This is a genomic window from Nonlabens tegetincola (assembly GCF_002117085.1).
In the GTDB taxonomy this organism is placed as follows: domain Bacteria; phylum Bacteroidota; class Bacteroidia; order Flavobacteriales; family Flavobacteriaceae; genus Nonlabens; species Nonlabens tegetincola.
Genome location: NZ_CP019342.1, coordinates 1,606,885 through 1,622,915 on the forward strand (window position 1 = coordinate 1,606,885; position 16,031 = coordinate 1,622,915).

General features: G+C 35.4%; 13 protein-coding genes. 7 read left to right on the forward strand and 6 right to left on the reverse strand.

Annotated features, from left to right (window positions below; genetic code table 11):
- Nucleotides 1-66 precede the first annotated feature (66 nt).
- The 4 genes from BST91_RS07650 to BST91_RS07665 are packed head-to-tail and all read left to right on the forward strand — an operon-like array spanning nucleotide 67 to nucleotide 3,954.
- The gene (locus BST91_RS07650; RefSeq protein ID WP_042277877.1) at nucleotides 67-1,113 is read left to right on the forward strand and encodes a glutaminyl-peptide cyclotransferase; all 1,047 of its coding nucleotides are present in this window, start codon (nucleotides 67-69) and stop codon (nucleotides 1,111-1,113) included.
- Nucleotides 1,113-1,517, forward strand: a complete 405-nt coding sequence (locus BST91_RS07655) for an acyl-CoA thioesterase (protein WP_235783955.1) — start codon at nucleotides 1,113-1,115, stop codon at nucleotides 1,515-1,517. Before BST91_RS07650 ends, BST91_RS07655 begins: the two co-directional genes overlap by 1 nt.
- Before the next feature lies 1 nt (nucleotide 1,518).
- Nucleotides 1,519-3,054 carry a hypothetical protein gene (locus BST91_RS07660; protein ID WP_085775024.1) on the forward strand — a complete coding sequence of 512 codons (1,536 nt, stop codon included), beginning with the start codon at nucleotides 1,519-1,521 and terminating at the stop codon, nucleotides 3,052-3,054.
- A gap of 27 nt (nucleotides 3,055-3,081) precedes the next feature.
- Nucleotides 3,082-3,954, forward strand: a complete 873-nt coding sequence (locus BST91_RS07665; protein WP_085775025.1) for a DUF6252 family protein — start codon at nucleotides 3,082-3,084, stop codon at nucleotides 3,952-3,954.
- Between the two features lie 50 nt (nucleotides 3,955-4,004).
- Here BST91_RS07665 and BST91_RS07670 read toward each other — a convergent pair whose 3' ends face one another.
- The 3 genes from BST91_RS07670 to pfkA form a co-directional block, all read right to left on the reverse strand.
- The gene (locus BST91_RS07670; RefSeq protein WP_085775026.1) at nucleotides 4,005-4,877 is read right to left on the reverse strand and encodes a BadF/BadG/BcrA/BcrD ATPase family protein; all 873 of its coding nucleotides are present in this window, start codon (nucleotides 4,875-4,877) and stop codon (nucleotides 4,005-4,007) included.
- A gap of 72 nt (nucleotides 4,878-4,949) precedes the next feature.
- Nucleotides 4,950-5,954 carry a type I glyceraldehyde-3-phosphate dehydrogenase gene (gap, locus tag BST91_RS07675; RefSeq protein WP_085775027.1) on the reverse strand — a complete coding sequence of 335 codons (1,005 nt, stop codon included), beginning with the start codon at nucleotides 5,952-5,954 and terminating at the stop codon, nucleotides 4,950-4,952.
- A gap of 79 nt (nucleotides 5,955-6,033) precedes the next feature.
- Nucleotides 6,034-7,020: a 6-phosphofructokinase gene (gene pfkA / locus BST91_RS07680; RefSeq protein ID WP_085775028.1), complete on the reverse strand. Its 987-nt coding sequence runs from the start codon at nucleotides 7,018-7,020 to the stop codon at nucleotides 6,034-6,036.
- A 116-nt stretch (nucleotides 7,021-7,136) separates the two neighbouring features.
- Between pfkA and BST91_RS07685 the strand changes: the two genes are divergently transcribed.
- From BST91_RS07685 to BST91_RS07695, 3 genes are all read left to right on the forward strand, one after another.
- Complete coding sequence (locus BST91_RS07685; protein WP_085775029.1) at nucleotides 7,137-8,879, forward strand: sodium:solute symporter family protein; 1,743 nt, start codon at nucleotides 7,137-7,139, stop codon at nucleotides 8,877-8,879.
- 151 nt (nucleotides 8,880-9,030) lie between these two features.
- Nucleotides 9,031-10,878 (forward strand): PLP-dependent aminotransferase family protein, encoded by a 1,848-nt coding sequence (locus BST91_RS07690; RefSeq protein ID WP_085775030.1) that lies wholly within the window; start codon nucleotides 9,031-9,033, stop codon nucleotides 10,876-10,878.
- 70 nt (nucleotides 10,879-10,948) lie between these two features.
- On the forward strand, nucleotides 10,949-11,326 hold the full coding sequence (locus tag BST91_RS07695) for a hypothetical protein (RefSeq protein ID WP_085775031.1): 378 nt from the start codon (nucleotides 10,949-10,951) through the stop codon (nucleotides 11,324-11,326).
- Here the strand turns inward: BST91_RS07695 and BST91_RS07700 are convergent.
- From BST91_RS07700 to pheT, 3 genes are all read right to left on the reverse strand, one after another.
- Entirely contained in the window at nucleotides 11,323-12,492 is a 1,170-nt protein-coding gene (locus BST91_RS07700; RefSeq protein ID WP_085775032.1) for a GlmU family protein, read from the reverse strand. The genes BST91_RS07695 and BST91_RS07700 overlap by 4 nt on opposite strands.
- A gap of 282 nt (nucleotides 12,493-12,774) precedes the next feature.
- Complete coding sequence (locus BST91_RS07705; RefSeq protein ID WP_042277862.1) at nucleotides 12,775-13,494, reverse strand: hypothetical protein; 720 nt, start codon at nucleotides 13,492-13,494, stop codon at nucleotides 12,775-12,777.
- A gap of 105 nt (nucleotides 13,495-13,599) precedes the next feature.
- Nucleotides 13,600-16,026, reverse strand: a complete 2,427-nt coding sequence (pheT, locus tag BST91_RS07710; protein ID WP_085775033.1) for a phenylalanine--tRNA ligase subunit beta — start codon at nucleotides 16,024-16,026, stop codon at nucleotides 13,600-13,602.
- Nucleotides 16,027-16,031: the final 5 nt, after the last annotated feature.

Sequence of the window (16,031 nt, forward strand, 5' to 3'; positions counted from 1 at the left end):
TATGACTGTCACAAAGGATTAACTGTATTTTTATGAGTATATTTCGACTGAATTTTAAGTTGTACTATGAAATTAAAATCGATCGCTATAATTGCGACAATAGCACTCTCATTATCAGGATGTAAGACTGAACTGGAAAAATTCTCTTCAAACTACAGTTTAGAAATTTCCAACCCAAAATCGGTATATACACAGAATGATGAAATAAAAATTAGCCTTATCGATGACGCTGGTATAGGTATGGACAGTATAAAATGGTACCGCAATGCTCAACTTTTAAAAGAGGTTTCGGGTAGTACGCTTTCGCGAAAGCTGGCTAACGAACCTTTAGGTAACATTACCTATAAAGCTCGTATTTATAAAGACGGGAAAATAACGGCTGCCACAACACAGGTTACTCAGTATTCCAACAAACAGCCTAATATGATTAAAACTGTGGTGACTAATAGGTTTCCTCATTTGACAGAAGCTTATACACAAGGTCTAGAGTTTTATGGAGATAGTTTATATGAAAGTACTGGACAATATCGTGAGAGTGATTTAAGAATCACCAATCCAACTACTGGTGAGGTAATTAAAAAAATCGAATTACCTGCCAATGAATTTGCAGAAGGTATGACCATATTAAACGATAAAATTTATCAACTTACCTGGCGCAGTAACAAAGGATATGTTTATGATCTTAACTTGAACAAATTAGATGAATTTAGATACAACGAGAGTAAAGAAGGCTGGGGTCTTACTAACGATGGTAAACATTTACTGAAAAGTGATGGTAGTGCCAAAATTTGGAGGATAGATCCAAACACTTATGAAGAGTTAGGGTACATTGAAGTTACTAGTAATGATCGACGCATTGATAAAATCAATGAATTGGAATTTGTAAATGGTAAAATTTATTGCAATGTGTATCAAAATGATTTAATCATGGTTGTAAATCCAGAAAATGGTGCTGTAGAATCATTTATTAATGTTAAGGATTTACGCAATGAGATACCTAATTGGGATAAAGACAATAACGTACTTAATGGAATCGCTTACCGTAATGAAACTGGTAAGTTCTATGTAACAGGAAAAAGATGGAACACTCTTTTTGAAATTGAATTACAATAGTGAAAGAGGAACTTCCTATCTACTCGAAAGAACTTTTTGTAACGGACGAACATATAGATCAAAATGGACATGTAAATAATGTAATCTATGTGCAATGGGTTAATGATATCGCACTGGAGCATTGGTTTTCAAAGTCTAACCAAAAACAACAAAAAGAGGTATTATGGTTTTTAGTAAAGCATACCATCAACTATAAAAGTCAAGCGGTTATCGGTGACCGAATTATTATTAAGACTCAGGTAGGACGAGCAACAAATGTGAGATATGAACGTTTGGTAAATATTTACAATGCAGATAGTAATCAATTACTAGCAAGTTCAAAAACAGATTGGTGCGCTGTAAACCCTGATGGAAAAATAATTAAGATCTCTCAAGAAATTAGAGATTTATTTGAAGTGAAATAGTATGAAATACTTTTTAGGCGTTTTAGGAATTCTAATTTTATTGATCACAGGAACCTCGTGTAGGGATGATTTTTCGTTTGAACCTAGCACAGGAAATCTAGAATTTTCTCAAGATACTGTGTTTTTAGATACTGTATTTTCTACAATTGGTAGCAGCACTAGGACACTCAAAGTTTACAATAGAAGTTCAGACAACATAGTAATTCCTAGAGTAGCACTTGCCGATGGCACTAATTCAAAATACCGATTAAACGTTGATGGAATACCTGGTCAAGTGTTTGAAAATGTCGAATTACTAGCAAAGGATTCCTTATTTGTTTTTATTGAAACAACTGTAGATATTACTGATTTTACAAACGACACTCAATTTGTTTATGAAGATCAAATTGAATTTGATAGTGGCACCTTACAACAAAAAGTAGAATTAGTAACTCTTATACAAGATGCTATCTTCTTATTCCCTGAACGTGATGCCGATGGAGTTATAGGAACATTACCACTAGGAACTACACAGGATGGTGAGGAAATTAGAATTCAAGGTTTTGTTCTAGATGACAGTCAACTCAATTTTACAAATGAAAAACCTTATGTAATATATGGTTATGCAGCAATTCCTAATAATAGGACCATGACTATTCAACCTGGGGCAAGACTTCATTTTCACGCCAATAGTGGTATAATAGCCACTAATGAAGCCACCGTAAAAGCTTTGGGAGATTTCTCTACAACAGAAGATCTAGAAAACGAAATTATAATTGAAGGTGATAGACTTGAACCATCATTTGCAGACTTACCTGGTCAATGGGGAACAATTTGGCTTACACAAGGTAGCTTAAATCATGAATTCAATCATGTTACCATCAAAAATGCCAGTGTAGGGATTTTGATGGATAATTCTAACCCAAATTCTACAGGTGCTACCTTAAAAATAAACAACAGTCAGATTTTAAACAGTTCAAACAGCGCTTTAATCGCCACCACTGCCGATGTTGATTGCTCGAATAGTATTTTTCATAACAGTGGTCAAAGTACCGTGATAGCAAGACTAGGTGGTTCTTACAACTTTAATAATTGTACCATCTCAAATTACTGGCGTAATAGCTTCAGACAGGATGCAACATTATTAATAACAAACGGCTTTCCTAATTCTGAATTAAGTGAAGATCTTATAGAAGCTACGTTTTCTAATTGTATTGTATATGGAGATAGGAATATTGAGATTGCCCTAGCTGATACTGAAAATAGTTTGTTCAATTTTAATTTTAACCATAGCTTGTTAAGAATCAATGATGTATTTAATGATTTAGACGGTAATCCTAATTACGATTTTAACAATCCATTACTTTACGAGAACAACATCCTAAACATCGATCCGGAATTTGAAAATCCTGCTAGATTTTTGATGAGAATTGACAATTCATCTGGTGCTAATGGCATTGCCAATCCAACTACAGCTAGTAACACTGACATTCTAAACATTACGCGAAGAAGTAATCCTGATGCTGGTGCTTATGAAAGTCAAGATCTTAATAATTAACAACTAAAAACAACTAAAAAAATCGATATGTTAAAGAGAACTTTACCTTTTTTAATTTTAATTCTTTCTGTTGTAGCATGTACTACAGATATAGAACCACTGGATCCAGGATTAAATCCCAACGGTGGTAATAATGGTGGTGGTAACTTAAATGCCGTTTTCACCGCAGAAATTGATGGTCAATTCAATGACTATTCAAGTACAGTCGAAGCTGAGGAAACTGAAGATGGTTTTACCGTAGGTACTTTGGGAAATCCTACTCTAGCCATTCAAGTATTTAATCCTGCTGTTGGCTCCTTTAATGTAGACGCAAATAACACAAATACTGGTGCGCTTATACTCTATTCTTCTGGTCCTAACAGCCTCTATGTTCCAACGAGTGGTACTGTAACAATCACTTCCTATGATACGACAAATCAAATTGCAAACGGTACATTTGAAGGTGTCATGTCGGATATTGCAGGAGTAGATCCCGATGTAATAATTACAAATGGTGTTTTTCAAAACATTACATACGACATCACAACCTCTTTTGATGAATGTGAAGCTCTATTAGACGGTAATCAGTTTGTAGCCGACGTTTTTGCTTCAGCTGAAATCAATAATCAACTAAGTATCGCTTTCAGTAATAGCTTAAATGAACAAATCAACATTCAATTTCCATTGAATATTACTCCTGGTACTTATGATATAGAAGGTTTAGGAGGTACTTATATTGGTCGTTACACCGACACTAACGGAGTTGATTACACCTCTGTACCAATGAGTGGTGAATTATTAATTACTAGTTCTTCTAACCTAATATTTGAAGGTACATTTGAATTCACTGTAGCCGAAGATGGAAATCCTGCTAACGTTATTGTCATAACCGCTGGAACATTTATCTACGACTATAATTAATTAATAAGAATTAACAGTATAAAAAAACCGAGCTCGAGGCTCGGTTTTTTTTATACATTTTGTTGTTGTTTGATTTTAGCAATGTGATAATCCACTAAACCTTCAATTGGTCTGCGCACAATGTTACCCACTTCATAATCAAACTCATTTGCAACTTGCTTGATTCGCTTTTCAGCAAAATGAGCAATACTTCCTACAAAATGAACTTTATACTGTTTTAATTCTTCTTGGAATTGTAAAATCATATTGCGTGAGAACTTACGTAATCCTTTACGCAACAATTTTTTAATATATCTTTCTTCTAGGTTTTTAAAAATAAACTCAGCGTGCTTTGCTAGATAGGCATTAGGATTTGGTAGTTTATACAAATTGTACTTAATGTAATCCGGATCTGTATTATATTCTGCCGCAAATCGTTCCATTAATACTCCTGGCATTTTACCGTAATTGTAATCTTTAAGCAACTGCTTACCATACCAGTTACCACTTGCATCATCCATTAAGGTATAGCCTAATGAAACCACGCGTTGTTCAATATGAGTACCATCGCTAAAACAGCAATTAGATCCAGTTCCTAAAATACAAACAATACCTGGCCTGTCTCCTACCGCGGCATATACGGCAGCTGCGGTATCTTCTTTAACAACGACCTCATTTGCTTGTTGAAAATAATTCTCCAATAAATTTTGAAGCGCCAATCTAGGCTTTTCGGTACCACAACCAGCACCGTAGAAAAAGATTTTTTCAACCTTTTCTTTGGAAGCGATGAGCTCACTTGATTCATTTATGCGATCTTCTAGTTGTTCCAGAGTTAGAATAGCCGGATTCATACCTTTTGTCCTAGACTTGAATAATTGATTTCCATCATTATCAAGAGCTATCCAATCACATTTTGTAGAACCACTATCGGTGATAAGTATCATAAGGGTTAGTTTTAAGGGTAAAACAAAAAACGGCCGCAATCAAATAGTTGTGCAGCCGTTTTCTCTTAATCATTATAATGAATTTACCTTTTCAGCTAGGTCTACCAATTTGTTTGAGTAACCAAACTCGTTGTCGTACCAACTCACCAACTTGAAAAATGTTGAATTAAGTTCGATTCCTGCAGTAGAATCATAAATACTAGTGCGGTCATCACTTACAAAATCCTGAGATACTACAGCCTCATCGGTATAACCTACTATCCCTTTGTATTCGTTTTGTGCCGCTTTCGCGAAAGCGGAATTAATTTCCTCTAAACTAGTCTCCTTACTTAGTTTTACTGTTAAATCAACAACCGATACGTCTACAGTAGGTACTCTAAATGCCATACCAGTAAGCTTACCTTTAAGTTCAGGGATTACTTTAGTAACAGCAACTGCCGCTCCTGTAGAAGTTGGAATAATGTTATTCATAGCACTACGCCCCAATCTATAGTTCTTTTTGCTAGGTCCGTCAACAGTGGTTTGTGTTGCAGTTGTTGCATGAACGGTAGTCATAAGCGCCTCTTCAATACCAAAATTGACATCAAGGATTTTTGCCATAGGTGCCAAACAGTTTGTTGTACATGAAGCGTTGGAAACGATTTGATGATCGGCAGTAAGTTTATCGTCATTTACACCCATTACAAACATAGGTGCGGTCTTTGATGGTGCAGATATTACCACTTTTTTTGCACCAGCATCGATATGAGCTTGTGCTGTATCTAGGTCGGTAAAAATACCTGTACAATCTGCCACTACATCAACGTTAACATCGTTCCATGCAAGATTTTTAGGATCTCTTTCACTAGTTACTCTTACCTCTACACCATCTACTATTAAATTTCCATCCTTTATTTCGATAGTACCGCCATAACGACCATGTACTGAGTCATACTCTAATAAATAAGCTAATTGTTCTACTGGAACAAGGTCATTGATAGCAACTACTTCTACATTTTCTCTTTTTAAAGTTGCTCTAAAAACGATTCGACCTATTCTACCAAAACCGTTTATTCCTAATCTTAATTTTTTACTCATTTTATTGTAATTAAATGTTGTTTTGAAATATTAAATTGTTAGTGCTTTTCCATAGATAATAAACATCTTAAAAAGCATGTTATATTGTCACTATATCACTTACTCTAAGTAATTCTGTGTCAATTTCTGTTTTTCCTTTAACGGCTTTATCTAGTGGACATAAGGCCATTTTATTGTTTTGAATTCCTACCATGTAATTAGTCTTACCTTCCAGTAAACTCTCCACAGCTTTTACGCCCATACGGCTAGCTAAAACACGGTCAAAACACGATGGAGTTCCACCACGTTGCATGTGTCCTAGTACAGATACTCTTACCTCATATTCTGGCATATTTTGAAGTACATAATCTTTTAGGTCAAAAACATTCTCACCTGTCGTATCTCCTTCGGCTACTACAACTATACTTGATGATTTTCCATTTTTACGACTGCGTTTTAAACTTTCTACAAGCCTATCCTTACCCATATCTTCTTCAGGAATAAGGATCTCTTCAGCTCCAGCTCCTATTCCAGCATTTAGTGCAATATGTCCCACATCACGACCCATGACCTCAACAAAGAACAACCTGTTATGTGAACTTGCTGTATCTCTAATTTTATCAATAGCATCAACTACTGTGTTCAATGCGGTATCATATCCTAAAGTAAATTGAGTACCGTATATATCATTATCAATAGTTCCAGGTATTCCCATTACTGGAAAGTCAAACTCCTCGTTAAAAACCATACCACCAGTAAATGATCCATCACCACCTATGACCACAAGAGCTTCCATTCCCGATGCTTTAACTTGTTCATAAGCTTTCTTACGACCTTCTATAGTGCGAAACTCTTGTGAACGTGCACTTTTAAGAACCGTTCCTCCTTTATTTATAATGTTATTGACACTACGTGGTGTCATTTCCTTGAAATCACCTTCAATAAGTCCTTGATATCCACGGTATATACCCAAACACTGTACTTGATGGTAGGCACATGTTCGAACCACCGCTCTTATTGCTGCATTCATTCCTGGAGAATCACCTCCAGAGGTCATTACACCTATTTTTTTAAAGCTTTTGTTCATTACGTTTTTAATAAAAACCAAGCTAATCTATTAACTTTTCCTAAAAAAATGACCGCTATTAATCTATATTTAGCGTTTAGAGAAAATTCAAACGTTATCGTTAATAACTTTTTTACATGAAACTGGAATTCATAGACTTTACGCTCATAATCAGCTTCTTTTTAATCTCACTTTTAGTAGGAATTTGGGTCTCAAAAAGTAGTGGAAAAGACAGTTCTTCCTTCTTTTTATCCAGTAGAAATATGCCGTGGTGGTTATTAGGTTTTTCTATGGTTGCCACCACCTTTGCTGCCGACACTCCAAATTTAGTAGCAGGATTAGTTCGTACCGATGGTGTTTCGGGTAACTGGGTGTGGTGGGCTTTTTTACTAACTGGTATGCTTACTGTATTCTTTTATGCGCGATTATGGCGTCGCAGTGGTGTTACCACCGATTTAGAGTTTTATGAATTAAGGTACAGCGGTAAAAGCGCTGCTTTCCTTAGAGGTTTTAGAGCGTTATACTTAGGTGTAGTTTTTAATATCATTATAATGGCTACTGTATGCCTTGCTGCTATAAAAATTGGGCACGTTATGTTTGGTTTTGATGCTACCACAACTCTAGTATACGCTTGTGTAGTTACAGTTGCTTATTCGCTTTTAGGAGGATTAAAAGGTGTATTAATAACAGATTTCATACAGTTTATTATAGCAATGGTAGGTTCGATATGGGCTACATGGTATATTCTAGATTTACCTGAAATAAATGGTATGAAAAACTTAATTGCTCATCCTAATGTCCAAGATAAATTAGACTTGATACCCGATTTTTCTAACACTGATATGGTGATGGGTATTTTTCTTATTCCTATAGCTGTTCAATGGTGGAGCACTTGGTATCCAGGCGCAGAACCTGGTGGTGGAGGCTATATAGCGCAGCGCATGCTTGCCGCAAAAGATGAAAAAAACGCTACATGGGCTGTTCTATTTTTTAATCTAGCACATTATGCATTGAGACCGTGGCCATGGATCATTATAGGACTAGCTTCTCTAATTATTTATCCTAATCTCGAATCACTATCACTTGCATTTCCTAATCTAGATCCTTCATTCATAAAGGATGACCTCAGTTATCCAGCTATGCTTACTTATTTGCCTGCTGGATTACTTGGGCTAGTTGTTACCTCATTAATCGCAGCATTTATGAGCACCATTTCTACTCATTTGAATTGGGGTTCTAGCTATGTTGTCAATGATTTTTATGCTAGGTTTTTATATCCAGAAGCTACTGAAAAAGAAAAAGTTATTGTAGGTAGAGTTTCCATGCTAGTAATGATGTTATTAGCCGCATTGCTTTCCTTTGTTTTGGAGGAAGCAAAATTTGCATTTGATCTTATCATTCAAATAGGTGCTGGATCTGGATTACTATTTATTCTTAGGTGGTTTTGGTACAGGATAAATCCGTGGTCAGAGATAACAGCAATGACCATTTCCTTCCTAGTGGCGTTAGTATTTTTCTTAAACAACAGTGACCTCACATCATTACAATATCAAATATTTGGAGAACTCGCTAGCTGGAAAATGATTTGCATCAATGTTTTAATAACATCTATTTCATGGTTAACAGTTACGTTCTTAACTGAAAAAAGTGACAGCGAAACCTTGAACAGATTTAACAGCCTTATCTATGGCAAAGAATCAAAATTCCATAATTTCCCTGCTAAAACTTTAGGTTTTCTTCTCGGAATAACAGGTGTATATAGTTTACTATTTGCCACAGGAAAACTACTTTATGGTGAGACCGTAATTGGATTAATATTACTATTAATCTTTATCGCCTGTACATTGGGTATTATTTTAATGAGAAAAAAATTGTTTTAAGGCGTGGTGAGTATCACGCTTTCGCGAAAGCGTACTTATTACAACCTCAATTGCATTTCATCAAACTTGATTAAATAGCTATCCAAACTTCCTGTTAAAGGCTTTTTGAACGGTTTTTTAAAAACTAAATTTGCACGAGAAACGATAAACAATGCAGAAAGAATCTATATTTTCCTTTATTCAAAAGGTATTGGTAAACATGCCTGAAGGATGGGTAAAAACTACTACACACCGATTAGACATATATAACGAAGCTCTTGCAAAAACCGAGTTTTTAATGCAGTTTGAACAACTGTTTGAAAAAGGAGATGCTTCAAAAAAATCATTAGAGGAATTACCTACAGCCTATGATTATATAAGGCTGGGACATCCTTTGTCTTGTGTGCTAGAATGGACTCTAGCAAAGATTAATGACGTTGATGCTCATCAAGTTATTTCCTTTTCCTCTCGTACAGCTCCTATACTAGCCGTATTACGTAAAAACTTACTAGAAAATAAAAACACAAGACTAGTATTTAATAAGGAATTGCCAGCATTCATTGACCTTGAAAAAATAAGAGAGGTTTATGGATATAATTTTGAAGCGATTAAAATAGAAAGCGTATCAGCATTAGACAATTACGCTGGTAGTACGGTTCATATAAAACAGGATGGCAACAACTTGTCTACAACTTTAGAATCTGCTGCTGATTTTACTATAACTACTCATGGAAGATTAGGTAGCATCATAAGTATAAACAATGATTCTAATAAACATTATATAGGAGATATTCAACACGTGCGCCGTAGAGAAACTATTGCCATGACGCCTGCTGATTCACTAAAAGTTTTAAAATCGTTATTGAATAATTCTAATCTTTCAATTCCATCAATTGACACTGACTTCAAGAAAAAAGTTCTTAAAACTATACAGGAAGTCGCAGGAATAGATGAAGCACCTGTTGTAGGATCCAGTGGACTTTCTATTCAGTATGCTATTATGATGGGATTAATTGACCATGCAAATGAAAACCATCCTGGGAAACCCATAAAATTTGTTGTGCCACCTAATTGTTACGGTGGTACCAATGATCAAGCTAGAAGAGTTGCAGCAACGCTGGACCATGTTGAAATTATGGATTTACCAGTAGATGGTGAAAACGACATGGTAAATAGTACCGAAAAAGTACTTGTTGAAATCGCTAAACAAGACGCTATTCCCTACATTATAGCAGAAATACCTACAAACCCTAGAGTTGAGGTTCCTGAACTTGATGCGCTCAAAAAAGTGTTATTACAAGAAAGAAAAACACCAACAGGAAGTGTTGCTGTTGATCCGGTTTTTATTCTTGATCAAACTTTTTGCCCCAACATCCAGTTCATGAAAGCTGGAGAACTCTTAGAAAATGTACGTAGTATTTCATATGCCAGTGGATCAAAATTTCCTAGCGGTGGAAAATGTACGGCTGGTTATTGTATAGGTAATCCTAATGCAAAATCTTTAATGCTTAAGGTAAGTGAGCATCTTAATTTATGCGACAACGAGGCTACTGACTTGCAATATGAATTACTGGCAGAACAGCTACCAGGAATGAATGATCGTATTAAAGGCGCTTATCTCAATACCAGAGAGTTTGTAAATTTTATAGAAGACACACTTCCTGAAGCAAAAATCAACTTTGTTTCTGAAGAATTAGCACAACGAGGATTTACACCTTCAGTATTTTCCTTAGATCTTCCTACCCAAGGGAACACTCCTGAAGAACGAGAAAATTATAAACGTAATTTGAATCTTAAGTTGATTCACCTTATGATTAATAAAATACCACATGAAAGTAAGTTTTGTGTAAGCTATGGACAATTAAAAGGTTGTTATTGGACGGTGCCAGCAACTTCAACTCAAGGAACAACTAAAGAAGAGGATAAAGACTATATCGTGCGAGCTTCATTATCTGCAAACATGGATCTAGAGCTGCACAAGCAAGTTTTTAAAGAATTTGTTACTACTCACATTCATTAAAATATACCGTTATTTTTAAACTGGACGCAACCAATTAAAAGGTTTTACATCTATTTTAAAAATAACGGTTATGAATAATCTACTTATACTATTTATCATCCCTTTGCTATTTTCTTGCCAAGAAGATGATGAGGTCGAGATAGAAACAGATGTAATTGGTGAATGGGAAATTGTGGCAAGATACGCTGATCCAGGAGATGGCAGCGGATCCTTTCAACCTACCACAGGTAAATTTCTCACCTTTAGCAACAACAATGTTCTATTTTGTAACCAAGGATTTTGCTTTGCATCACTCACACAAGCAACAACTACTGGTAGTTTTGATGATAACAACAAAACCATAACTACATCAGACTGTGATGCTACTTATAGTTTTAACGGCATGTTTTTAGAAGTATCTTATTTATGTATTGAACCTTGTATTGAACGATATATAAGAGTTAATTAATCCTTACGGTACTTTTTTGTGTTTTCAAAAACAGAATCCAAAATACGTTGTTCTACATCGTTAAAACTCAATTTACGCCTTTGCATGACCACATCGGCAACCTCATAAGCTTTAGCAGGTTTGTAAGTCATTGTTCCTTGCGGTCCACCCCATGTGAATGACGGAATAAAATTACGTGGGTATCCTGCTCCATAAATATTAGCACTCACGCCTATCACCGTACCAGTATTAAACATGGTGTTAATACCACATTTACTGTGATCTCCCATCATTAAACCACAAAATTGCAAACCAGTTTTAGCAAATCTACCTGTATTATAATCCCATAATTTAACCTCGGCGTAATTGTTTTTAAGATTACTCGTGTTCGTGTCGGCACCTAGATTACACCATTCTCCAAGTACAGAATTACCCAGATAACCTTCATGACCTTTATTTGAATATCCAAGTAATACAGAATTACCAACTTCACCACCGATTTTACTATGAGGTCCTACAGTAGTCGGACCATATACTTTAGTTCCTAATTTTGTCGAGCTATTATCACATAATGCAAATCCACCTCGTATAATACTACCTTCCATAACCTCAGCATTTTTACCTATATAAATAGGACCATCTGTGGCATTAAGAATGCAGAATTGTAATTTGGCGCCTTCTTCAATAAAAATGTTTTCACTAGCTATTGTTTGAACTCCTTCAGGAATAGGTTGTGAGCTCCTATTTTGAGTTATTCTATTAAAGTCGGCTTTTAATTGATCACCATTTTTTGAAAAAATATCCCAAGTGTGATACAAGCCATCCACTTCTTCTGCATAAATCACTTGTTCTAATTCAATAGTAGGTATTGAAATAGTTGAAGATCTGTAAGCAATAATCTCATCATTTGCGACCAGTTTTTGATTAGGTTTTAATGATTGTATAGCTTCAACTAACGATTGTGAGGCAAAAATGTGTCCTGCAATTACCGTGTTATCATCCTTTTCAACAAGAGGATATTTTTCCTGTAAATAATCCTGTGTATAATAACTAACAGAGCTTTTCAAATACGCTTCCCATTTTTCTTGTAAGGTTTGTATACCACATCTAAGTAATGATGTAGGTCGAGTATACGTAAATGGTAATAGCGATAAATGCTGATTAAAGTCGGCAAGGATGTAATTCATAGTGATCAATTATTATTCAAAGGTCGGTAAAAGATTTTGTAATCTCATATCAAAATAGCCCTTCTTCGTTTGATTTTTAAAACTACATGTATCGATACCTTGCTACTGTATTGTTTTAAAAGTAGTAAGTACTTGCCAATTGTAACGAGTGATTTTAAACGCTTACATGAAGTTTACAACTAAAACATCACTAAAGAAAAACATTGTATAAAACAGAGCATAAAAAAACTGCCCTGGTTGTAACAGGGCAGTTGAATCAAAAACAAAATCTATATCGAGAAACTAAGCATTAAAATACTTACTATTCCATATAGCAACATTAAAATTCTTACCAGTAGCAAAGGAATAATACAAGACTATACTAGCCACTGATTTGAAAGTAAAAAAGAATATTAAAAGGTATTCTACAGATGTAGTATCATTACTAAAAAGACCGTTTGGAATCATGTAAGCCAGCAAACCACTTACTACCAATGTAGTCAATATTAAGTTTTCAAAACTCTTTACACACCAAGCCCATGCTTTTCTAAATGGATTTAAGTCATTTCCCCATTTATGAATAAGGTAAAAGTATCCATTACCGATAGGTGCAAAAAGTAAAGGATCATCCTTATCTTCTAACTTGAAAAGTTTTGAAGGAGCGACAATTTTAAAACCGCTCATCGTCATTTGATGGTCTTTTTCTAATTGCTTGATTTCATTAAGAGCTTCTTGAGGAATCTCGTTTTTAAAATACTTTGTATCTAAAAAACGTAATCTATAATCCACACAAATCTTTCTAATTTGGTCAACGTGATAAATTCGATCAGCATCTAATAAATCAATATCAAATTGATTGCGTGGTGTAGGTTTTTGAGGACTCTTCATCCTTGCTATGATAGCATCTTCTCGTTTATTGTCTTCAGCTAGAATAGCATAAACTTCTTTTAAAACATCTTCGCTAGTGGTTGCTTTATTTCTCACCTTGCGCAACTGATCCTCAATGTTAGTTCTACTAAGCATACTCTTTTAATTCTTAAAATTAGAATTGAAGTTTCAATTTAAAACAAAACTCCTTCACAACCATAGTCGCAAAGGAGTTAAAAACTTTACTTAAAAAAACAAATCTTATCTAAGAACTGCTCCAGTTTGTTTTTCAAGTGATTGCTGTATCTTATTCATTACCTTGTCGATTTGCTTATCAGTTAAGGTTTTATTCTCATCTAATAATGAGAAACTAAGGGCATATGATTTTTTGCCAGCTGGTAGATTTTTACCTTGATATACATCAAATAATTTAACCTCCTTAAGCAATTTACGTTCTGCGTTTAAAGCAACCGTTTGTAATTCTTTAAAGCTTACTTCATCATTAACTAATAATGCAAAGTCACGTTGAACGACAGGGAATTTTGGTATCGATGTTATCGGTTTATTTTCTGTTTGAACTAATTTAATAATCTCGTCCCAGTAAATATTTGCGTAATGCACCGTTTGATCAATGCCAAACTCTCTGGTGAACTTCTTGCTTATCACACCTAGATCAGCAATTTTAGCTCCGCTATTAAGTGAAATACCTTCACCCAGAAATTCCAGTTTAGTAGCTTTTTCATTTAAAGTGGTAATTCCCAATCGATTTAGAACCGCCGTAACAGCACCTTTCAAATAGAAAAAGTCTGCTGGTTGATCTCCACCTATCCATGAATTTGAATGTACGTTACCCGTAGTAAATAGGGTTAAATGTTGTTGTTCTGTAAATTGACCACTAGAATATTGGTGATAGGACTTTCCAAATTCAAATAATTTAAGGTCTTCTTGTCTTCTATTGATATTGTATGCAATAGCCTCTAATCCTCCATAGATAAGACTTTGACGCATTACCGCTAGATCACTGCTTAATGGATTCAACATGCGTACCTCGTTATCAGCCGAAATTTGTTCACCTAAATGATGATATTTTTCAGCAGTAAGAGAATTTGCCATCATTTCATAAAATCCTAATCCAACTAATTGCTGTGCTGCAATATTTTGAATACGGTTGTTTTCTTTTCTTGAAGTGGTAGCTATAGTAGCATTAAGTTTAGTCCCTACTTCAATGCGATCATAACCATAAACGCGTAGTATTTCTTCTATTACATCGGCAGGACGAGTTACATCATTACGATAAGCAGGAACTGTGAGTCCAATACCAGCATCGGTTGCGTGATTCACATTAATCTCCAACGAACTTAATATTGTAGTAATTTCCTCGCGAGGAATTTCTTGACCTATTAAATTATTTATTTGTTCAAAGGTCACGTACACCTCATGATCTTCTAGTTTTACAGGGTAATGATCTACTATATCACTGCTTACGTGTCCACCAGCACATTCTTCAATAAGAGTAACCGCTCTTTTAAGAGCATATTCCGTAATATTAGGATCTATACCACGCTCAAATCTAAAGCTAGCATCGGTATTAAACCCGTGACGTTTCGCAGTTTTACGCACGCTTACAGGATCAAAGTAAGCACTCTCCAAAAATATACTAGTTGTACCTTCTGTTACGCCGCTGTTTTCTCCACCGTAAACTCCTGCGATGCATAAAGGTTTTTGATCATCACAAATCATAAGGTCTTCCTCATGTAATTTGTGTTCCACTCCATCTAGAGTAATAAATGGCGTGTCCTTTTCGACTGTTTTGACGATTATTTTATTACCAGTAATTTTATTGGCATCAAAGGCATGTAACGGCTGCCCCAACTCATGCATTACATAGTTGGTAATATCTACAATGTTATTTTTAGGTGCTAGACCTATAGCCTTTAATCTATTTTTCAACCACTCTGGTGATTCTTTTACCTGTAAGCCCGTTAAAGTCACTCCGCAATATCTTGGTGCTTTTTCAGGGTTTTCAACTTCTACATCGATACGTAATGTACGATCATCAACATGAAAACTACTTACCGATGGTGTAATAAACTCGGTAAGTTCACCAGTTTCTACTGCAAGACCAGCTCTCAAATCTCGAGCTACACCCATGTGTGACATGGCATCTGCGCGATTTGGAGTAAGTCCAATCTCAATCACATGATCTTGCTCAATTTTATAAATCTCGCTCAATGGAGTTCCTACTTCACAAGCATCATCTAGGACTAAGATCCCATCGTGAGATTCTCCCAATCCTAATTCATCCTCGGCACATATCATTCCGTGACTTTCCTCGCCACGTATTTTACCTTTTTTTATCTTCCACGCCTCACCTTTAACATCGTAAAGTACCGTTCCTATTGTGGCAACAGGAACCTTTTGACCGGCTTCTACATTGGGCGCTCCACAAACTATTTGTACCGTCTTTTCACCTAGATTGACAGTGGTAATTTTTAATTTATCGGCATTTGGGTGCTTTTCACAAGTTTCTACATGACCTACAACCACGCCTTGTAATCCACCTTTTACACTTTCAAATTTCTCAACGCCTTCAACCTCAAGCCCCAGTGAAGTCAATAGGGCTGTATGTTTATCAATGTCGTGAGGTATGTTTATAAATTGTTTAATCCAGTTGTAGGATACTCTCATGTCCT

Bases quoted from the DNA above. Each gene is read 5' to 3' on its own strand.
- BST91_RS07695 (WP_085775031.1), top strand. From the start codon at position 10,949: ATGAATAATCTACTTATACTATTTATCATCCCTTTGCTATTTTCTTGC.
- pheT (WP_085775033.1), bottom strand. From the start codon at position 16,026: ATGAGAGTATCCTACAACTGGATTAAACAATTTATAAACATACCTCAC.
- BST91_RS07670 (WP_085775026.1), bottom strand. From the start codon at position 4,877: ATGATACTTATCACCGATAGTGGTTCTACAAAATGTGATTGGATAGCT.
- BST91_RS07685 (WP_085775029.1), top strand. From the start codon at position 7,137: ATGAAACTGGAATTCATAGACTTTACGCTCATAATCAGCTTCTTTTTA.
- pfkA (WP_085775028.1), bottom strand. From the start codon at position 7,020: ATGAACAAAAGCTTTAAAAAAATAGGTGTAATGACCTCTGGAGGTGAT.
- BST91_RS07650 (WP_042277877.1), top strand. From the start codon at position 67: ATGAAATTAAAATCGATCGCTATAATTGCGACAATAGCACTCTCATTA.
- BST91_RS07660 (WP_085775024.1), top strand. From the start codon at position 1,519: ATGAAATACTTTTTAGGCGTTTTAGGAATTCTAATTTTATTGATCACA.
- BST91_RS07665 (WP_085775025.1), top strand. From the start codon at position 3,082: ATGTTAAAGAGAACTTTACCTTTTTTAATTTTAATTCTTTCTGTTGTA.
- BST91_RS07705 (WP_042277862.1), bottom strand. From the start codon at position 13,494: ATGCTTAGTAGAACTAACATTGAGGATCAGTTGCGCAAGGTGAGAAAT.
- gap (WP_085775027.1), bottom strand. From the start codon at position 5,954: ATGAGTAAAAAATTAAGATTAGGAATAAACGGTTTTGGTAGAATAGGT.
- BST91_RS07690 (WP_085775030.1), top strand. From the start codon at position 9,031: ATGCAGAAAGAATCTATATTTTCCTTTATTCAAAAGGTATTGGTAAAC.
- BST91_RS07700 (WP_085775032.1), bottom strand. From the start codon at position 12,492: ATGAATTACATCCTTGCCGACTTTAATCAGCATTTATCGCTATTACCA.